This is a genomic window from Pseudomonas sputi (assembly GCF_021603585.1).
Lineage (GTDB): Bacteria > Pseudomonadota > Gammaproteobacteria > Pseudomonadales > Pseudomonadaceae > Aquipseudomonas > Aquipseudomonas sputi.
The window spans coordinates 384,962-405,126 of sequence record NZ_BQHI01000002.1 but is presented as its reverse complement, the minus strand read 5'-3'; the positions used below and the strand labels follow the sequence as shown (position 1 = coordinate 405,126).

Annotated in this window: 18 protein-coding genes; 4 read left to right on the top strand and 14 right to left on the bottom strand. The window is 61.4% G+C overall.

Going from position 1 to position 20,165, the window contains the following annotated elements; translation table 11 throughout:
• Window positions 1–119: 119 nt before the first annotated feature.
• Window positions 120–887, bottom strand: coding sequence for a CHAD domain-containing protein (locus L6D81_RS04455; protein WP_236178043.1), 768 nt, complete (start codon window positions 885–887; stop codon window positions 120–122).
• A 77-nt stretch (window positions 888–964) separates the two neighbouring features.
• The gene (locus L6D81_RS04450) at window positions 965–1,243 is read right to left on the bottom strand and encodes a hypothetical protein (RefSeq protein WP_011335323.1); all 279 of its coding nucleotides are present in this window, start codon (window positions 1,241–1,243) and stop codon (window positions 965–967) included.
• Between the two features lie 217 nt (window positions 1,244–1,460).
• On the opposite strand from L6D81_RS04450, the gene L6D81_RS04445 reads away from it, so the two are divergent.
• On the top strand, window positions 1,461–2,498 hold the full coding sequence (locus L6D81_RS04445) for a patatin-like phospholipase family protein (RefSeq protein ID WP_236178042.1): 1,038 nt from the start codon (window positions 1,461–1,463) through the stop codon (window positions 2,496–2,498).
• Here the strand turns inward: L6D81_RS04445 and L6D81_RS04440 are convergent.
• The 6 genes from L6D81_RS04440 to kdpF are packed head-to-tail and all read right to left on the bottom strand — an operon-like array spanning window position 2,495 to window position 10,391.
• Window positions 2,495–3,193, bottom strand: coding sequence for a response regulator (locus L6D81_RS04440; RefSeq protein ID WP_039770498.1), 699 nt, complete (start codon window positions 3,191–3,193; stop codon window positions 2,495–2,497). The genes L6D81_RS04445 and L6D81_RS04440 overlap by 4 nt on opposite strands.
• A gap of 48 nt (window positions 3,194–3,241) precedes the next feature.
• Window positions 3,242–5,893 (bottom strand): sensor histidine kinase, encoded by a 2,652-nt coding sequence (locus L6D81_RS04435; protein ID WP_236178041.1) that lies wholly within the window; start codon window positions 5,891–5,893, stop codon window positions 3,242–3,244.
• Between the two features lie 34 nt (window positions 5,894–5,927).
• Entirely contained in the window at window positions 5,928–6,473 is a 546-nt protein-coding gene (gene kdpC / locus L6D81_RS04430; RefSeq protein ID WP_236178040.1) for a potassium-transporting ATPase subunit KdpC, read from the bottom strand.
• A gap of 57 nt (window positions 6,474–6,530) precedes the next feature.
• Window positions 6,531–8,588, bottom strand: coding sequence for a potassium-transporting ATPase subunit KdpB (gene kdpB / locus L6D81_RS04425; protein ID WP_236178039.1), 2,058 nt, complete (start codon window positions 8,586–8,588; stop codon window positions 6,531–6,533).
• 10 nt (window positions 8,589–8,598) lie between these two features.
• Complete coding sequence (kdpA, locus tag L6D81_RS04420) at window positions 8,599–10,293, bottom strand: potassium-transporting ATPase subunit KdpA (RefSeq protein WP_236178038.1); 1,695 nt, start codon at window positions 10,291–10,293, stop codon at window positions 8,599–8,601.
• An 8-nt stretch (window positions 10,294–10,301) separates the two neighbouring features.
• The gene (gene kdpF / locus L6D81_RS04415) at window positions 10,302–10,391 is read right to left on the bottom strand and encodes a K(+)-transporting ATPase subunit F (RefSeq protein WP_007950940.1); all 90 of its coding nucleotides are present in this window, start codon (window positions 10,389–10,391) and stop codon (window positions 10,302–10,304) included.
• A 430-nt stretch (window positions 10,392–10,821) separates the two neighbouring features.
• Between kdpF and eat the strand changes: the two genes are divergently transcribed.
• Both eat and L6D81_RS04405 read left to right on the top strand, forming a co-directional pair.
• The gene (gene eat / locus L6D81_RS04410; protein ID WP_236178037.1) at window positions 10,822–12,186 is read left to right on the top strand and encodes an ethanolamine permease; all 1,365 of its coding nucleotides are present in this window, start codon (window positions 10,822–10,824) and stop codon (window positions 12,184–12,186) included.
• A gap of 119 nt (window positions 12,187–12,305) precedes the next feature.
• The gene (locus L6D81_RS04405) at window positions 12,306–12,473 is read left to right on the top strand and encodes a DUF2897 family protein (protein WP_007950938.1); all 168 of its coding nucleotides are present in this window, start codon (window positions 12,306–12,308) and stop codon (window positions 12,471–12,473) included.
• A gap of 45 nt (window positions 12,474–12,518) precedes the next feature.
• On the opposite strand, the gene L6D81_RS04400 is transcribed toward L6D81_RS04405, so the two are convergent.
• Complete coding sequence (locus L6D81_RS04400; RefSeq protein ID WP_236178036.1) at window positions 12,519–13,370, bottom strand: urea carboxylase-associated family protein; 852 nt, start codon at window positions 13,368–13,370, stop codon at window positions 12,519–12,521.
• 176 nt (window positions 13,371–13,546) lie between these two features.
• On the opposite strand from L6D81_RS04400, the gene L6D81_RS04395 reads away from it, so the two are divergent.
• Complete coding sequence (locus L6D81_RS04395) at window positions 13,547–14,104, top strand: TetR/AcrR family transcriptional regulator (RefSeq protein ID WP_236178035.1); 558 nt, start codon at window positions 13,547–13,549, stop codon at window positions 14,102–14,104.
• Here L6D81_RS04395 and fabF read toward each other — a convergent pair.
• From fabF to L6D81_RS04370, 5 genes are all read right to left on the bottom strand, one after another.
• Entirely contained in the window at window positions 14,101–15,375 is a 1,275-nt protein-coding gene (gene fabF / locus L6D81_RS04390; protein ID WP_236178034.1) for a beta-ketoacyl-ACP synthase II, read from the bottom strand. The two genes, L6D81_RS04395 and fabF, sit on opposite strands and share 4 nt — an antisense overlap.
• Before the next feature lie 26 nt (window positions 15,376–15,401).
• Complete coding sequence (locus tag L6D81_RS04385; RefSeq protein WP_236178033.1) at window positions 15,402–16,196, bottom strand: SDR family NAD(P)-dependent oxidoreductase; 795 nt, start codon at window positions 16,194–16,196, stop codon at window positions 15,402–15,404.
• Window positions 16,197–16,412: 216 nt separating this feature from the next.
• The gene (locus L6D81_RS04380; RefSeq protein ID WP_236178032.1) at window positions 16,413–16,748 is read right to left on the bottom strand and encodes a ComEA family DNA-binding protein; all 336 of its coding nucleotides are present in this window, start codon (window positions 16,746–16,748) and stop codon (window positions 16,413–16,415) included.
• 110 nt (window positions 16,749–16,858) lie between these two features.
• Window positions 16,859–18,853, bottom strand: coding sequence for a polysaccharide biosynthesis protein (locus L6D81_RS04375; protein ID WP_236178031.1), 1,995 nt, complete (start codon window positions 18,851–18,853; stop codon window positions 16,859–16,861).
• Between the two features lie 80 nt (window positions 18,854–18,933).
• The gene (locus tag L6D81_RS04370; RefSeq protein WP_236178030.1) at window positions 18,934–19,971 is read right to left on the bottom strand and encodes an MraY family glycosyltransferase; all 1,038 of its coding nucleotides are present in this window, start codon (window positions 19,969–19,971) and stop codon (window positions 18,934–18,936) included.
• Window positions 19,972–20,165: the final 194 nt, after the last annotated feature.

The window sequence follows — 20,165 nt, the reverse complement described above, 5'->3', positions numbered from 1 at the left end:
AAACCTCGGACACGAAAAAGGGAATGACCGGATCTTAACCAGCGCGGCAGAGCGGCGCAGCGTCCATTCCGGTCAAAGAGACTGACAGATAAGACAGCAGTGCTGCGCGCCAACGGGTTTCAGGATTTGAAGCAGGTCGCGTCGAGTTTTTCCAGCACCTGGTCAGCCTTGCTTTCGGCCTGGATCATGGTCGCCTGCCAGGTGGCGACGCAAGGTTGCAGATCCGGTTCCTGCTCGGCGCGGGCCAGCCATTGCCAGCAATCGTGCCAGTCACCGAGTGCGCCTTGTGCGGATTTCAGACGGGGCAACGCAGCTTCGGGCAGACGATCGAGTTCCAGATAAGCCTCGATGCCGTAGCGCACGCGCTTGATCAGCAAACGCAGGCGATGGCGGTCGTGGGCCGGGTCGTGCAGCGCCACGTCGAGGTTTTTCCATTGTTTGCCCAGGCGCTTTTCGATGCGTTTATCCAGGCGCTTGAGCAAGCCCTGGCGCTGGGACGCACGCAGAAAACGTGGAAAGGCATCAAGGATCATCAGCAGCGACGCCACTTCGGCGCTGGCCGCCAAGGCCGGATAAGCCTCGGCCATCTGCGCCATGCGCCGTTGCGCGGCTTCGGGCTGATCATGCTTGATCAGCCAGGCCGCCAGCACCTCGCGGTCGCGCCACGGCGTGGTCAGTTGCCCGACGCTGGCCGCCGCGCTTTCCAGTTGCTCTACACCCGGCAAGCCGCGCAACGGTCGCAGCAGACTGCGCAAGCGCCGCACGGTGGTGCGCAGGTCGTGCAGTGCTTCAGGGTCGGTTCGAGCGGTCAAACGGGCCTGACAGGCCAGCAGCCGTACTTCCAGGCTCAGGACATGGGCCACCAGCCGATCAACCAACGCAGACATTACTTGCTCCTGAATTCAATGACGCTGCATGAGTGTGCGCCAGCGCGAGCGACCTGCCCTTGCGCCACGTCAGCAGCTTAGCGCCCCGCGCGGGATTCGCGAATATAGAAACGCGCCTTCTCGGCTTTCCTGGTGCAGCCTTCGAATCCTTCGAATTGCTGCTGGGTCTTGGCCGCCGTCAACAGCGACAGCGCCTTGGAATAGCTGACGGTGCCGGCAAACCCTTCGGCCTTGGCCAGATCCAGTTCATGCCACGCCGCGTCGAGCTGACTGCCGCAGCTGTCGCGGTAAGCGGTCTTGCCGGCGCAACCGGCCAATGCCAGGGCCATCAACGGCACACAGATCCAGGCTTTCATCACTCACACCTCGAAGATAGGTCAACAGTCGTGCAGGTAAGACGGTGCGCCAGCGAAAAAGTGCCTTGGGCCCCGCGATTACAGCGCACGGCAAAAGATAACGCCGACAGGTCAGGAAGTATCGAAAAAACGACGCCATCGCCGCCCCGAGCGACCCCGGCGATTGAAGCCCGGCACTCGATGGGTGCATTGTGGAACCTTGTCGGGAGGAAGTTGGATGAAAAAGCGTGTCGCACTGGTGCTGGGCTCGGGTGGCGCCCGGGGTTATGCCCATATCGGGGTCATCGAAGAGATCGAACGAAGGGGCTATGACATCAGTTGTATTGCCGGCTGTTCAATGGGGGCCGTGGTCGGCGGAATCTACGCCGCCGGCAAGCTCGACGAATACCGCAACTGGATCGAAAGCCTGGACTACCTCGACGTGCTGCGCCTGGTGGACGTCAGCTTTCGCCTCGGCGCGATCCGTGGCGAGAAAGTCTTCGGTCAGATCCGCAAGATCGTCGGCGAGATCAACATCGAAGACCTGCGCATTCCCTACACGGCGGTGGCCGCCGACCTCACCAACCAGCAGGAGATCTGGTTTCAGGAGGGCTGCCTGCATCAGGCCATGCGCGCCTCGGCGGCGATTCCCAGCCTGTTCACCCCGGTGATGCAGGGCAACCGAATGCTGGTGGACGGCGGCATTCTCAACCCATTGCCGATCGTGCCGGTGGTGTCGAGCCATTGCGACCTGATCATCGCGGTCAACCTCAACTCGACCAACCAGCGCCATTACAAATTGCCGGTGATCCAGCGGCCCGCCGCGTTCCGTACGCGCTTTGACAGCCTGATCAATTCGCTCGGTTCGAAGATGCCGTTCCGCCGCAAACAGGCCGAGCAATTGCTGTTGCTGGAACAGGAAGCGCTGCGTGCCGAAGCCGCAGACATCAATCCGTGGGTCGAAAGCGCCGAGCCGGAAGCCCAGCAACCGGCCGCCGCGCCTGAACGCGATGGCGCACCGAAGTCCGCCACCGGATCGTTCATCGTCGATAACGTCGGGCCCGCTTCATTGCTCGACCTGATCAACCAGAGTTTCGAGGTGATGCAGACCTCGCTGGCGCAGTACAAGATCGCCGGCTACCCACCGGACGTGTTGATCAACGTGCCGAAACGGGTATGCCGGTTCTTCGAGTTCTATAAGGCGCCGGAACTGATCGCGCTGGGTCGCGAGATTGCCCGGGATACCCTGGATCGCTATGAGAGCGAGCAGAGCTAAAGGCTGCTCTCGCTCAACAAGCGATAACCGACGCCCGCCTCGGTCACTATGAACCGGGGCCGGGTCGGATCGTCCGCCAGTTTCTGCCGCAGATGACCGACCACGATCCGCAGGTAGTGGCTGTCCTCGGTGTGGGTCGGGCCCCAAATGTCCTTGAGCAATTGCTGCTGGGTGATCACCCGCCCCGGATGCCGCGCCAGTTGCGCCAGCACTGCATATTCCTTGCGGGTCAGGGCGACTTCAACGCCGTCGAGCAGCACCCGGCGATAGGCCAGATCCACGGTCAGCGGGCCGAAATTCAACGCGGCCTGCTGCGCTTCGCCGGCGGGTGCCTGGCGCAACAAGGCGCGCACCCGGGCGAGAAACTCCTGAATGCCGAACGGCTTGGTCACGTAGTCATTGGCGCCGCCATCCAGCGCCTGGACTTTCTGCCCTTCGCTCGCGCGTACCGACAACACCAGCACCGGCGCCGTGGCCCATTCGCGAAACTCGCGCAGCACTTGCTGGCCGTCCATGTCCGGCAGGCCGAGGTCGAGCACCAGCAGATCCGGTTTGTTCAGCGCCGCCTGGGCCAGGCCCTCGGCGCCGGTGCCGGCCTCGAGCACCTTGTAGCCCTGAGAAGCGAGGCTGATGCGCAGGAACTTGCGGATCTGCGGTTCGTCATCGATGACCAAAATGGTCGCGGTCTGGCTCATGAATTCACATCAACACAAAAGAGTGGCAAGAGAGTAGCGCAGTGCGGATCAGGCTTCACCGTCCATCCCCGGTTGCGTCTGCAACGGCAGGTGCAGGGTGATGCAGGTGCCGCGTCCGTCGATGCCGTCGCCGACGCTGATTCGCCCGCCGTGGGCGCCGACCATGCCCTGACAGATCGCCAGCCCCAGCCCCGTGCCCTGCCCGCCCCGATCACCTCGGGCAGCGGTGTAGAACATATCGAAAATCTTCGCCCGCTCATCGACCGGAATCCCCGGCCCTTCATCGCTGACCGAGAAAAACACTTCGCTGTCATCCGCCCCGGCGCGCAATTGCAGACGGCCGTGGGACGGCGAGAAGCGTGCGGCGTTTTCCAGCACGTTCACCAGCGCCTGCTCGATCAACGCGGCATGCACGTACAGCAGCGGCAACTCGGCCGGTACATCGGTGCTCACTTGCAGCGACGACAACACCGCCCGCAGACGATTGAGCGCGCTGCCGACGATGTCCGCCGGCGACACCCAGTCCCGCGCCAGCTTCAGGGCGCCGTGGCCGAGACGGGTCATGTCCAGCAAGTTCTGGATGTAGCGATCGAGACGTTCGGCTTCATCGCGGGTGCCTTCGAGCAGCTCGCGACGATCCGCCAGCGGAATCGCTTCGCCGAGCGCCAGCAGGCTGTCGATGCTGCCGCGCATCGAAGTCAGCGGCGTGCGCAAATCGTGGGACACCGAAGCCAGCAAGGCACTGCGCAGCTGTTCGGTTTCGCCGTGCAGGCGCGCAGCTTCCAGGTCATCGGCCAGTTGTGCCCGGGCCAATGCTTGAGCCAAAGGCTGACTCAACGCGGTCAGCAACCGACGGCGTTGGCCGCTCAATGTCTGACCCTCTTTGGCACACACACCGAGCAGCGCCAATGGCCCGTCCTCCACTGACAGCGGCCACCACCACCAGCGCCCGAACGGCAACGTGCCGGTGCCCATGCCCGCCGGTTGATCGTGTTGCCAGGCCCAGTCGGCGGCGGCGCGTTCGGATTCGGTGAACTGCAAAGGCCCGCCGGTCTCGACTTTCCAGCCGCCCTGCCCGTCGCGATTGAGCAGGCACAATTGCAGATCGCTCCAGCCATTGAGGTGCTGCGCGGCGGCGCTGACCACGGCTTGGCGGTCGGTGGCGGCGGTGAGTTTGCGCGACAGGTCGAGCAGTTCAGTGGTCTCTTCCTGGGTATCGCGCAGCGCCTGCAATTGCCGACGCTGGCGCGCCGCGAGATTGCCGGTGAGCGCCGCCATCAGCAGGAAGAACAGCAACGTCAGCACGTCTTCTTCGCGCTGGATGCTGAAGGAGAAATTCGGTGGGATGAACAGAAAGTCGTAGGTCAGAAACGACAACGCCGCACAGGCCAGCGCCGGGCCGAGACTGCTGCGCACGGCCACCAGCAGCACCGCCGCCAGAAACACCAGCGAGATGTTCGGCAAGGGCAGCACGCTGGACACCGCCCATGCCAGTGCACTGGCCAACACCGTGGCGACCAGCGCCAGCGCATAGTCGAACCACACCAGCGTCGGTGCTGAACGCGGGCGCGGTTGATGCTGTTCCTGATCACTGTCCAGCACGTTGATTTCCAGGCCATGGGCCTGACGCAACAAACGCGCCGCCAGTCCACCGCCAAACAGACGCCTGCGCAGGCGCGGCCGCGACTGGCCGACCAGCACCAGACTTGCCCGGCGTTCAGCCGCATGCTGAATCAGGGTTTTCGCCACTTCGCCGGCCCGCAGCAACACCACCTCGCCACCGAGGCGTTCGGCCAGTTGCTGGGCACTTTGCAGGCGCAGGCGCGATGGCTCGTCCCGCACGCTGCCGTTGTCGACGTGCACCAGACTCCACGGCAAATGCCGGCGCTGGGCAACCCGACTGGCGTGACGCACCAGCCGTTCGGCCTGGGTATCGCCATCGACCCCGACCAGCAAGCGACCGCGCACTGCCGGTGCGGCCTGGCCGAGTTGGCGATAGCCCTGAGCGAGATCGTTATCGACCTGCGCGGCAGCGGTCTGCATCGCCAGTTCGCGCAGCGCGGTGAGGTTGGTCTGGGTGAAAAATGCATCGATCGCGGCGCGTGCCTGCTCCGGCACGTAGACCTTGCCTTCGCGCAGGCGCTCGAGCAGTTCCCGGGGCGGCAGGTCGATCAGCAGCAGTTCGTAGGCCTCCTGCAACACCCAGTCCGGCAAGGTTTCGCGCACCTGCACACCGGTAATGCCGCGCACCTGATCGTTGAGGCTTTCCAGGTGCTGGACGTTGACCGTGGTGTAGACGTCGATGCCGGCGGCGAGCAGCTCCTGAATGTCCTGCCAGCGTTTGGCGTGGCGGCTGCCGGGGGCGTTGCTGTGGGCGAGTTCGTCGACCAGCACCAGTTTCGGCTTGGCGGCGAGCAGGCCGTCGAGGTCCATTTCTTCAAGCGTCACACCGCGGTATTGCGAGCGCACCAGCGGCAATTGCGGCAGGCCGCCAAGCAGCGCTTCGGTTTCGGCGCGGCCGTGGGTTTCAACCACCCCGGCGATGACTTTCACGCCCTGACGCAACTGGCTGTGGGCTGCCTGCAACATCGCGTAGGTCTTGCCCACGCCCGGCGCTGCGCCGAGAAAAACCTTGAGCCGGCCGCGTCCGTCGCGGGGCAGTTCTGCTAACAGCGCGTCGGCGCGGCCGGAGTCACTCATGCTTGAAGCTCTCTCTTCCTGGTGTCATCGCGATTCATAGCTTTTCCAGCGCCATGTTCAGCGCCAGCACATTCACCACCGGCGGGCCCACCAGCGGCTGTTCGACGTGCGCGTCGAGCAGTTGTTGCAAAGTCGCTACCGGCACATTACGCGCGGCCGCAACACGCGCCAGTTGATAGGCAATCGCCGCTGGTGGCAAGTGCGGATCGAGGCCACTGCCGGAGGTGGTCAACAGCGCCAGCGGCACCGGGCCCTGACCGGGCACCTGCAACTTGTTGGCGTCATCGATCACCCGAGTGGCCAGCGCCGGATTGCTCGGCGACAGGTTGCTCGCACTGCTCGACACGGTGGCGAAGGCACCGGCTGATGGACGTGGATGGAACCAGGCATCGCCGACAAAATCCTGGGCGATCAACGACGAGCCGCGCACCTTGCCTTCGGCGTCGCGCACCAGACTGCCGTTGGCCTGCTCGGGGAAGGCAACTTGCGCGACGCCCGTAACTACCAGCGGATAGGCAACGCCGGTGACCAGGGTCATCAGCACCAGCAGGCTCAGGGCCGGACGTAACAGTGTGGACATCTCAAAATCCTCGAATTCGTGCTTGAAGCGGTGTGCCCGGCACACCGCTGTTCAGGTTCAAACCAGATGCAACGCCGTCAGCAGCATGTCGATCGCCTTGATCCCCACGAACGGCACCAGAATCCCGCCCAGGCCATAGATCAGCAGATTGCGTCGCAGCAATGCCGCCGCACTCGCTGCCTGCACCCGCACGCCGCGCAGGGCCAGCGGAATCAGCACGACGATAATCAAAGCGTTAAAGACGATGGCCGACAGGATCGCGCTCTGCGGACTGCTCAACTGCATGATGTTCAGCACGCCCAGTTGCGGGTAGATCGCCGCGAACAGGGCCGGCAGGATCGCGAAGTACTTGGCCACGTCGTTGGCGATGGAAAAGGTCGTCAGCGCGCCACGGGTCACCAGCAATTCCTTGCCGATCTGCACCACGTCCAGCAGCTTGGTCGGGTCGCTGTCAAGGTCGACCATGTTGGCCGCTTCGCGCGCCGCTTGCGTGCCGTCGTTCATCGCCATGCCGACGTCAGCCTGGGCCAGCGCCGGAGCATCGTTGGCACCGTCGCCGCACATCGCGACCAGACGACCGTCGTTCTGCTCGTGACGGATGCGCGCCAGTTTTTTCTCCGGAGTCGCTTCGGCCAGCACGTCGTCGACGCCCGCTTCAGCCGCGATGGCAGCAGCGGTCAACGGGTTGTCGCCGGTGACCATCACCGTGCGAATCCCCAGCTTGCGCAGCTCGGCGAAACGCTCGCGGATGCCCGGCTTGACCACGTCTTTGAGGTGGATCGCACCCAGTAGTTTGCCGTCGGCGCAGACCAGCAACGGCGTGCCGCCGCTCTGGGCGATCTTGTCGATTTCCCGGGACAGCGCCGGGGCCAGATCCTTGCGTTGTTGACCGAGGAAGGCCAGCAGCGAATCCACCGCGCCCTTGCGAAACACACGGCCCTGATAGTCGACACCGGACAAGCGGGTTTCCGCACTGAACGGCACGGCGGTCAGGGTTTCCGGCGCCGGTTCCGGCTGCGGATTGGAGCCGCGCAGGTACTCGACGATGGACTTGCCTTCGGCAGTTTCATCGGCCAGCGAGGCGAACAGCGCGCCTTCGGCCAGTTCACGGGCATCCACACCCGGCGCGGCATACACCGCGCTGCAACGCCGGTTGCCGAAAGTGATGGTGCCGGTCTTGTCCAGCAGCAACACATGCACGTCACCCGCGGCTTCCACCGCACGACCGGATTTGGCGATCACATTCAGGCGCACCAGACGATCCATCCCGGCGATACCGATGGCCGACAGCAGACCGCCGATGGTGGTCGGAATCAGCGTGACCAATAACGCCACCAGGAACACCAGCGGCAGGCTGCCGTTGGCGAAGTGGGCGAACGGCTGCAGGGTCACGACCACCAGCAGGAAGATCAGGGTCAGGCCGATCAGCAGCATGTCCAGCGCCACTTCGTTCGGAGTCTTCTGGCGTTTAGCGCCTTCGACCAGCGCGATCATCCGGTCCAGAGTCGATTCACCGGGGTTGGCGGTGATCTTCACCAGCAGCCAGTCGGACACCAGTCGGGTGTTGCCGGTGACGGCGGAACGGTCGCCGCCGGACTCGCGAATCACCGGCGCCGATTCACCGGTGATCGCCGCTTCGTTGACCGCCGCGATGCCTTCGATGACTTCGCCGTCACCGGGGATCATCTCCCCCGCCTCGACGCGCACCAGATCGCCCTTGCGCAGGCTGGTGGCCGGCACCACCTGGAAGCTGCCGTTAGCCAGCTTGCGTCGGGCACTGAGGCCTTCGCTGCCGGCCTTGAGGCTGTCGGCGCGGGCCTTGCCCCGACCTTCGGCCAGCGCTTCGGCGAAATTGGCAAACAGCACGGTGAACCACAGCCACAGCGCGATTTGTGCGGCGACGAAAGTCGGCACGCTGCTGTCAGGAATGAAGCACAGCACGGTGGTCAGGATCGCCGTCAGTTCGACCACCAGCATCACCGGTGAGCGCTGCAACTGGCGCGGGTCGAGCTTGACGAACGCTTGCACCAGCGCCGGACGCCACAGGGCGCTGATCGCGGTTTTCGCTTGTTCCGGCGCCTTGATGGCGGCAGGTTTGATTGCGGGCATATTCATCATTGACTCCTTAGAAGCCCATGCTCAGATGTTCGGCGATTGGGCCCAATGCGAGGGTCGGCAAGAAGGTCAGGCCGCCCACCAGCAAAATGGTCACGGTCAACAGGGTCACGAACAGCGGGCCGTGGGTCGGGAAACTGTTCTGGCCGATCGGTGCGGTTTTCTTCATCGCCAGGCTGCCGGCCAGGGCCAGTACCGGGAGGATGTAACCGAAGCGGCCGATCAACATGCAAAGGCCCAGCATCAGGTTGTGGAACGCTGTGTTGGCGCCGAAGCCGCCGAACGCCGAGCCGTTGTTGGCACTGGCCGAGGTGTAGGCGTAAAGCAACTGACTGAAACCATGCGGGCCGGGGTTGCTCACCGCCGCCACCGGACCCGGCAGGCTCGCAGCAATCGCGCCGAGCACCAGCACGCCGACCGGCATCACCAGCAGGGTGACGACCAGCAGTTGCACTTCACGGGCCTGGAGTTTCTTGCCGAGGTATTCCGGGGTGCGGCCGATCATCAGGCCGGCGAGGAACACCGCGATCAACACGTTCAGCAACATGCCGTAGAGCCCCGCACCGACGCCGCCAAAGATCACTTCGCCGACCATCATGTTGACCAGCGCGACCATGCCGCTGAGCGGGTTGAGGCTGTCATGCATGCCGTTGACCGAACCGTTCGACGCCGCCGTGGTAGTCACCGACCAGAGCACGGTGGCGGTGGTGCCAAAGCGCGCTTCCTTGCCTTCCAGCGGCGCGGTCTGTTCAACGGCGACGTTGTTCAAGGCAGGGTTCGGTTGATACTCGGCCCACAGCGAAGTGGCGCCGCCGATGATGAACAGCGCGAGCATGCAGCCGATGATGGCGCGGCTCTGGCGCAGATCCTTCACGTAATGGCCGAAGGTGAACACCAGCGCCACCGGGATCAGGATGATCGACGCGACTTCGAACAGGTTGCTCCAGGCGGTCGGGTTCTCGAACGGATGCGCCGAGTTGACGCCGAAGAAACCACCGCCGTTGGTGCCCAGTTGCTTGATCGCAATCTGGCTGGCGGCCGGACCCAGCGGGATCACCTGATCGACGCCTTGCAGAGTCACCGCATTCACGTATTGCGCGAAAGTCTGCGGCACGCCCTGCCACACCAGGTACAGCGCCAGCAGCAGGCACAGCGGCAGCAGGCCGTAAAGGGTGGCGCGGGTCATGTCGACCCAGAAGTTGCCGAGGGTCTTGGTGGATTTGCGTCCGATGCCACGGCACAGCGCAACCAGCACGGCGAGGCCGGTGGCGGCGCTGACGAAGTTCTGCACGGTGAGGCCGACCATCTGGCTCAGATAGCTGAGGGTTGCCTCACCACTGTAGGACTGCCAGTTGGTGTTGGTCATGAAACTGACCGCCGTGTTGAACGCTTGCGTCCACTCCTGGCCCGGCAGGTTTTGCGGGTTCAGCGGCAGGTGATCCTGGAACACGAGAATTGCGAACAGCAGCAGAAAACCGGCGAGGTTGAACGCCAGCAACGCCAGCGTGTACTTCTGCCAGCTCTGTTCATCTTGCGGATTGACCCCGGCGATGCGGTAACAGCCACGTTCGACCGGGCCGAGAATCGGCGTCAGCCAGGTGCGCTGGCCCTCCATCACTTTGTAGTAGAAGCGCCCGAGGAACGGCGCCGGCAGCAAGACCACCGCGAAGAATGCGAGGATCAGCCCATAGTCATAACTGTGCATAGCCGCTCCTAAGTCCGATCCGCGCGCAACAGCGCAACCAACAGATAAATGAACAGCCCCACTGCCAGCAGCAGTGACACCCCGTCCAGAACGCTCATGGAAGATCTCCGTGTTACGGCGTATTGCCGCGTGTGGAGGCATTGTCGGAAAGGAGGCTGTAAAGGAACGAGACCGAGGGTGCGCGCGGGGCATAAAGAAAGCGTAAAGAGTGGGTTTACGGCGGCGTTACAGCACAGTCTTGCGTCGTGTGGACGGGCCTCTTCGTCGGATCGCCGCCCGGACCAAGCCCGCTCCCACAGGGGTATACGTTATTTGGACGAGCGCATTTCAAAATGCGGGGGTGGGCTTGCTCGCGAAGACGGCAGCAAAGACAACTTCGCACCCAACTGGCGCACAATTGTATGGGCATTGCGCCGCGAACATCCCCGATACGACAGCTTTCAGCTCTTTACGACCCGCCAATACAAAATGGCACGCCCACTGCACACGCCCTTCCCCGAGCTTTCCAAACCGTTCAGGGAGCAACGCATGAACACACAACTCAAACCCACACTGGGCACCTTGCACCTGTGGGGCATTGCGGTGGGGCTGGTGATTTCCGGGGAATATTTCGGCTGGAGTTATGGCTGGGGCGTCGCGGGAACACTCGGTTTTCTGGTGACCTCGTTCATGGTCGCGACCATGTACACCTGCTTCATCTTCAGTTTCACCGAACTGACCACGGCGATTCCCCACGCGGGCGGGCCGTTTGCCTACAGCCGCCGGGCCTTCGGTGAAAAAGGCGGATTGATTGCCGGGCTCGCGACGCTGATCGAATTCGTCTTCGCTCCGCCGGCGATTGCCCTGGCGATTGGCGCGTATCTGAACGTGCAGTTTCCGGCCCTCGATCCGAAACATGCAGCGGTCGGCGCGTATATCGTCTTCATGGGGTTGAACATTCTCGGTGTGAAACTGGCCGCGACCTTCGAGCTGATCGTCTGCGTACTGGCGGTGGCCGAGTTGCTGGTGTTCATGGGCGTGGTCGCCCCGGCCTTCAGTTTCAGCAACTTCGCCCTCAACGGCTGGGCCGGTTCGGACATTTTCGGCGCTCCGGCAATTGCCGGGATGTTCGCGGCGATTCCGTTTGCGATCTGGTTTTTCCTCGCCATCGAAGGCGCGGCCATGGCGGCCGAAGAAGCCAAGGACCCGAAACGCACGATTCCCAAGGCCTACATCAGCGGCATTCTGACCTTGGTGTTGCTGGCCATGGGCGTGATGTTCTTCGCCGGTGGCGTCGGTGACTGGCGCACCCTGTCGAACATCAACGATCCGCTGCCGCAGGCGATGAAAACCGTGGTTGGCGACAACTCCGGCTGGCTGCACATGCTGGTCTGGATCGGTCTGTTCGGACTGGTGGCGAGTTTCCACGGGATCATTCTTGGCTACTCGCGGCAATTCTTCGCCCTCGCCCGCGCCGGTTATCTGCCTGCTTCGCTGGCAAAGCTGTCGCGCTTCCAGACCCCGCACCGCGCCATCATCGCCGGCGGTTTGATCGGCATCGCGGCGATCTACAGCGACGGCCTGATCAACCTCGGCGGCATGACCCTCACTGCTGCGATGATCACCATGGCGGTGTTCGGCGCGATCGTGATGTACATCATGAGCATGCTCAGCCTGTTCAAACTGCGCAAATCCGAACCGAATCTGGAGCGCACCTTCCGCGCGCCGTGCTATCCGCTGATTCCGCTGATTGCACTGGTGCTGGCCGTGGTGTGCCTGGTGGCGATGGCCTGGTTCAATGCGCTGATCGGGCTGATCTTCCTCGGCTTCATGGCCGTCGGGTTCGGCTACTTCCTGCTGACCGGCCAATTGCGCGCCAATGCTCCGGCAGACGCCATGCTCACGGGACTGTAAACCGCCAAGGGCATAACCGGCCTAGAATGGAACCACTGCGAATGCAATTCGCTCAAAGTGGTATACAGCGTTGCACGGCGAAACCCTCGCCCGTCGACCTGTCTTTAAGGAGAGCCGTTATGCCCTGGTATGCCTGGTTGATTCTGGTCGTTGCAATCGGCTCGATCGTCGGCGGTCTGATGATGTTGCGAGACACCGCCAACAAGGTCGAACTGACCGACGAACAACGCAAACGCGTTGCTGAACGCAATGCCGAAGCGGACATCAAGGACGCGCAGGACCGCTGAACGAAAAACCCCGCCTGAATCGGCGGGGTTTGTTGTTTGTGGCGATTACTTTTCCCACTCTGCCTTGGCAATGTGCAAGCCATGCAGGCCTTTGTACGCCGCGCGCTCTGGCTGGCTCCAGCCTTCAAGTAACGCATCGTCCAGACGATAGATTTCCACCCCGAGCGGGCGGCACACGGTCAGCGGATCCTGCGCGTCTGGCCCCCACATCGCCAATGACAGATCTCCACCCGGGCAGGTCGACAATGCGCACAGCAAGTCGATTTCGGCGAAGAACTCCAGGTAGTCGCCCTTCTGCGCCGGGCAGGCCTTCATGAAATACAGGTCATCGTGATTCAGGCCGGTGCACTGAAAGATGTTCAGCACATCATGCACGTCGAATTCGGTCAGGCCATGGGGCAACACGGCGCGGGTCAGGTTGGAATGGCAGTGATGATGGAAGTCCTCGCCGGTGAGCATTTTGTTCACATAAGGATCGCAGCGCGTGCCGAGCAAATCGTGCAGGCGCCCGCCGTGCTCGTCGATGCCGTAGCCGACCAGGCTGTCATCGGTGATGGTCACCAGCGGACGCAGAAAAGGCAGGTTCGACCATAACCGGTCATGGGTGCTGACATGCGCGCCCTGCAGTTGCCGGGTACGCGCCGCCCACATCCGTTCGCGCGGATCGTGTGCGTTCCACACATTGAAATCGCCCACCTGGGGCCCGACCGGTGTGGTGACACGAAACACATGCCCCGCCGGCACATGCCAGGCACGGCCGGTGCGGATCGGAACTTCGAATTGTTCGATCAGCGTCCGCCCGTCCTTGCGGTCTCGAATCCGTTCGTAGAAAGGTGTATTGACCTGTAACGCCGAGCCTTTGCTGACCTGATAGGCGGCCGGGTAGTCTTTGTACATGATTCTCCTGCTCCTCATGTGATGGGCAACTTTTCAAGCTGCAATCACTATCCATGCCAACCCGATGCGCCCGTTGGGAATGTATTGGATGCATCGGCATGGTTTTTGGAAGTAGAAGTACAGTCACCATTCAATTTTCATTGGTTAAGATGGCGGTCTCGTTGCGGAGAGTTTAGATGCGTTACTCGCAGGATCATAAAGCCCAGACCCATCAGCGTATTATCAAGGAAGCCTCCGAGCGTTTTCGCAAGGACGGCATCGGTGCGACCGGCCTGCAGCCGTTGATGAAAGCGCTGGGCCTGACGCACGGCGGTTTCTACTCGCACTTCAAGTCCAAGGACGAACTCGTTGAAAAAGCCCTGCAAGCGGCCGGCGATCAAGTGGCTGGCTTGTGCGCGGAGATCTTCGCTCAGGAAAATGCGCTGGCGCTGTTCATCGACACCTACCTGTCCGAGTGGCACCAGACCACGCCGCATGAAGGCTGCCCGCTGGTCACCCTTTCATCGGAGCTGGGTCTGCGTGGTCAGCCTAGCCCGACCAGCGATGAAGTGCTCAAGGCGCGCCTGGACCAGATAGAAGGCACCCTCGAAGGCGAGAACGCCGCCGAGCGCAGCATCGTCATCATGGCGACACTGGCCGGGGCGCTCCTGCTGTCTCGCAGTGTCGCGGATGCCGGGTTTGCGCAACGCATCCTCGACGTCACCCGCGAACACCTCAAGCGGTCGGAAGCCTAAGCCTGCCAGCGCTTGAACAGCACGCTGGCATTGACCCCACCAAACCCGAAACCGTTGGACAACGCATATTCGATCGGCATCGACCGCGCCTGACCGTGAACGATGTTCACCCCTTCGCTCGCCGGATCAGGATTGTCGAAGTTAAGCGTTGGCGGAACGGCTTGATCGCGGATCGCCAACAGCGTGAAGATCGCTTCCAGACCTCCCGCCGCACCCAGCAAATGGCCCGTCGCGGATTTGGTCGAAGTCACGGCGATTGAGTTTTGCGCTCCAAACACTGACTTGATCGCAGCCAGTTCACCGAGGTCACCCACCGGCGTCGAAGTCGCATGCGCGTTCAGATGCTGCACCTGATCCGGCGTGATGCCGGCCTGGGCCAGCGCCAATTCCATTGCCCGCCGTGCACCGCTGCCGTCCTCCGGACCGGCGGTCAAGTGATAGGCGTCGGCGCTGGTGCCATAACCGACCAGTTCGGCCAATGGTTGCGCGCCCCTTGCCAACGCGTGCTCCAGCGACTCGATCACCAGCAGCCCGGCGCCCTCGCCCATCACGAAACCGTCACGTCCACTGTCGAACGGACGCGAGGCGCGTTCAGGCGTGTCGTTGTAGCCACTGGATAAAGCACGTGCTGCCGCGAAACCGGCAAGACTGACGCGATCGATGCAGGCTTCCGCACCGCCGCATACCGCGATGTCGGCCTCACCGGCACGAATCAATCGAGCGGCGTCACCGATCGCCTGTACACCAGCCGCGCACGCGGTCACTGGCGCGCCGAGCGGCCCCTTCAGGCCGTGCTGGATCGAGACATGCCCCGCCGCAAGGTTGACCAGAAACGAGGGAATGGTGAACGGCGACAAGCGTCGCGGGCCACGGCTGTCGGTGGTGCGTACCGCATCGGCGATCGCGCCGAAGCCGCCGACACCGGAGCCTATGATCGTGGCCGTGCGCTCCTGAGCGCCGGGTTCGGTGGGATGCCAGCCCGCTTGCTCAAGCGCCTGCCGTGCAGCCTCCATCGCGAACAGAATGAAGCGGTCCATTTTCTTCTGTTCTTTGGGTGGCGTGGCGCGATCCGGATCGAAACCCGCTTCGGCATCCTCCTCCATCGTCGGCACCACACCGCCGACCCGGGTCGGCAGATCGGCAATGACCGCTTCCGGCAGGTTTCGCAATCCCGAACGCCCGGCCAACAGGCGCTGCCAGACGACTTCGACGCCGCTTCCCAAGGGCGATACCAGGCCCATACCCGTGACAACTACTCGACGCTGATCCATATCGGGTTGACCTCTCTCGACTTGATTTACTTGTAACGGCTGGCGGCCGAGCTATGGGACAGATTGGGCGCCATCACATGACGTGCGGCGACGAAGGCTTGCCATTCCCCGGCATCGGGCAGCGAAGGAATCGTGACCAATTCGCCCTGATCCAGGCCGGACAGCGCGGCATCGACCATCTCGCCCGCCTCCATGACCATTTCCGCCGGAATGCCGCTGGCATCGAATCCGGAGCGTTCCCAGATTTCGGTCCGGGTGACGCCCGGCAATACCGCTTGCACCTTGACGCCGGTGCCTTCCAGTTCCGCATTAAGCGTTTGGGTGAGGCTCAACACATAAGCCTTGCTGGCACTGTAGGTGGCATTGAAACGCTCAGGAAACAGGGCAACCACCGACGCAATGTTGATGATCGTGCCGCGCCCGGCGCGGGTGAACGCCGAGGCGGCTGCGGCTGCCAGCCGGGTCAGGGTCGTGACGTTCAGCTGGATCAGCTTCTCCAGTTCATCGGGATCGGCGTTGGCCAGCAATCCGTTGGACGCTACGCCAGCATTGTTGACCAGTAGCGTGATGCTGGAATCGCTGCGCAGACGCTGCTCAAGCTTGATCACATCATCCTTTTGCGTCAGATCGGCCTTGAGCACTTCAACCTGAACGCCATGGGCGTCTTGCAGCTTGCTGGCCGTAGACTCCAGACGCTCCTGATCGCGCGCCACCAGTAACAGATCAAAACCACGTGCCGCCAGTCGCTCGGCGTACACCGCACCAATGCCGGAAGAAGCGCCGGTGACCAGCGCCGTGCCTTGGGATTTCGGGGAATTCATGACGGTACTCCTGGTATGCGTGAGGAAAGAGCGACCGCTGAAAAGCAGAGGCTTCAGGGGCGACTGAAATTATTATAGGCATAATCCAAAGACCATATGATAGTCGTAATTTTCCATTACCCGACGGAAAGGCAATCATCCTCCTTCGACGTTTCCATGAACCTGAAAGCAAAAAAGGCCGGTCAATGACCGGCCCCTTGGCGTTGAACAATCAGCTTAGTTCACTTCCAGCTTGTCGCGATTACGATCGAGGATCGCCTTGCCGATACCCTTCACTTCCAGCAATTCATCCACGGATGCAAACGGCCCATTTGTTTCACGATAAGCAACAATCGCTTTCGCCTTGGCCTCGCCTACTCCTGCCAGTTCCTTTTGCAGAGTAGCCGCGTCGGCACCGTTCAGATCGACCTTCTGATTTTCAGAAGTGGCTGACGCGTCCATCACCACGGGCGCCTTGTTCGCCTCCGACGAAGCCAGAGGCGCAGCAACTGCGGCGATCGAGGCGCTGGTCAGCAAGGCAAAAATCAGGGAGTAGAAATATCCGGTACGCATATGTGACGCTCCATCATCAATTGAGAAAGCAGCTTTTCCGAAGCTGCTCTCCAAACTTAGGCGATGATGGGAGCCTGTCAAAAACGTGTCCGTTACAGGATGTGAAACAATCAGGGTTCGAGGCGGCGCTGCTGGTAGATCCAGTCGACGATCTCGCCGTCGGGGGTATAGCCGCTGACGGTTTCACGCAGAAGTTGACGGACGCGAGAATAATCATCGGCGTCCACAGCAGCGAGTAGTTCACCCAGGCGTGTTTTCAACACATCCCATGGCAAGTGATCTTCACTGGCGGTCATGATCATCGGATGCGGCGTCGCGGCAACGTTGTCGCCAATCAGCAGTTCTTCATAGAGCTTTTCACCGGGACGCAACCCCGTGAACTCGATGGAAATATCGCCCTGCGGATTGCGTTCGGAACGAATGCTCAAACCAGACAGATGAATCATTTTCTCGGCCAGCTCCACGATTCTCACCGGCTCGCCCATATCCAGCACGAACACATCGCCGCCCTGCCCCATGGAGCCCGCCTGAATCACCAGTTGCGCGGCTTCCGGGATCGTCATGAAGTAGCGGGTGATTTTCGGATGGGTGACCGTCAGCGGACCGCCGGACTTGATCTGGCTGTGAAACAGCGGGATCACCGAACCGGACGAGCCCAGCACGTTGCCGAAACGGACCATGGTGAAGCGGGTTTTGTTGACCCGGGAGACGTTGGCCTTGTCGCCGAACAACACCGGCGCGACTTCTCGACTCAACGCCTGAAGCGTGAGCTCCGCCAGACGCTTGGTACTGCCCATGACGTTGGTCGGACGAACGGCCTTGTCGGTCGAGATCAGAACGAAATTCGAAACGCCCGACTGCAACGCCGCCTGTGCCGTATTGAGCGTACCGATCACGTTATTCAACACGCCTTCGGCGATATTGTGCTCGACCATCGGCACATGCTTGTAGGCCGCCGCGTGGTAAACGGTGTCGACCTTCCAGGTTTTCATCACATCCAGCAGTTTGTCCTGATGGCGGATCGAGCCGAGAATTGGCAGCAAACGAACAGGCGTCGACTCACGACTGCCACGCTGCTCGAGTTCCGAGAGAATGCTGTAGAGGTTGAATTCGCTATGTTCGAACAGCAGAAGCGTCGTCGGCTGCAACGAAAATATCTGCCGGCACAGTTCAGAACCGATGGATCCCCCTGCGCCGGTGACCATCACCGTCTTGCCCTTGATGCAGCGTTCGAGCAAATCCGGCTGAGCCGGCACTGAGTCACGCCCCAGCAGGTCGGCAATATCGACTTCTTGAATGTCTTCGACTTTTACCCGGCCACTGGCCAGGTCAGTAAAGTTGGGAACGCTGCGAACGTGCAGCGGAAAACCTTCCAGCAGGTTGAGAATTTCCCGACGACGGGCACGTGTCGAGGAAGGCAGCGCCAGAAGAATTTCCTGGGCACCGGTCACGTCGATCATTTGCTGGATATGTTTGGGCTTGTAGACCTGCAGCCCGGAAATCGAGCGGTCCGAGATACCCGGATCATCATCGATGAACGCCACGGGACGCAGCACCCGGCCCATGCGCAGTGCCGCAACCAGTTGATTGCCCGCCACGCCGGCACCGTACACTGCCACTTTGGTCAGCCCGTCGTCGCGGTTGGTGAAGGGCACGTGCTGGGCTGCGGTAAACCAGTCGCCCATGAAGTATTGGCGCATGCACAGGCGCAGACCACCAATGATGACGAGGCTCAGCCACCAGTAGTTGAAAATAATAGAGCGGGGAACCACGGCCTCGTGATTGCTGTACCAGTAAACCACCAGCGCCAGGATCAGCGATGAAAGACTGACGGCCTTGACGATCGCGATCAGCGCATCGTTACCGAAGTAACGCATGACTGCACGATACATTCCGAAGCGAATGAAAAGCGGGATTGCAACGATCGGGGCACTGACGAACAACCAGAAATGTACTTTAAGCGGGTTGTACATATCGTCGATGCCAAGCCGGACGATGAACGCAAGCCAAAGAGACCCCCAGACCAGAAACACATCTGTGGCAACTTGAATCAGTCGTTTTTGCCTGCGTGGCAAACCTAACAAAAAGGCGCGTAATTTATCCATAAACCTCAACCGACCAGGCACGTTGGCCTACTTAATCCGCCTTCATTGTACGTAATAATTGGAGACCAGACGGATTTTGTCTAACAGTCCTTGCCCTGTGTCGCTCTGACTTCGGACTCGCCCGCATGGAACTTCACGGCCAAAACCAGCAATGGCACGTAAGCAATTATCAGGCCCGCCATACCATCCAGCCCCGCCACTAACACAGCGATGGCAATCGGCAGCAGCCACAACACGTTAATCAACGCCACGGCAACGGTCACCGGCAGATGCCGTCCATACACCCGCGAGGCATACTGGTAGGCATGACTTCGGTGAGCCTCATACACCTTCTCGCCTCGCAGCAAACGCCTGAGCAATGTAAACGTCGCATCCACGATAAACACACCCGGCAAGATCAGCCATGCCCACAAGAGATCCGGGCTGAGCGACGCAGCCTGCAATGCAAGGACCCCCAGAGTGATCCCCAGGAATCCGCTTCCGGCATCACCCATGAAGATTTTTGCCGGAGGGAAATTCCAGACCAGAAACCCCAGAACCGACATCGCCAACAGCAATGGCGCCCAGACAAAGCCCTCATGACCGTTTATCCAATAGAGAAGACAGGCTGAACCACAGACACTGATTGCCTCGACACTGGCCAGGCCGTCGATCCCGTCCATGAAGTTGTAAAGGTTCAACATCCATACCAGATAGAACAGAGCGAAGACATCGCCAACCCAGCCTGGATCGAAGGTCATACCAAACACTTCCACCGGTGCCAGCCCGCCGCTCCACCACAACACCCAAGCAGCCGCGGCAAAATGGCCTAACAGACGCCAGCGAGCCGCAATATGGCCATGATCATCCATGAAGCCGATAACAGCCACCAAACCGCCCGCACCGGCAGCACCCAGGAAAAAACCTGAATCGATCAGCCCTGCTGCCCACATTGCCACCAGGCCAGACAAAAAGGTCACCACAATCGATACTCCACCGCCACGCGGAGTGGGAACGGTGTGAGAGCTGCGATCATTCGGCACGTCGAGCATGCTGCGGGCCAGCGCATATCGGCGGAGGCCGGCAGTCAATACAAACGAAAGACCGCAGATAGCAGGTATGAGCCACCAGAAAATCATCGAGTACATCACTCCAAAAAATAAAACTGTCGCACGTAATGCCCCCTGCTCTCTTTGATGAAAACAAGTGAGGCAGGCAAATAAGGGGAGTCGGCGGCAGACCGCGCTCGGTGCATCAAAACCGCTAAGGATACACGACGGAATGTCCCTCGGATGTCTGACAGCGAGCGATGCGTACAGCGGACGGGCTGTTT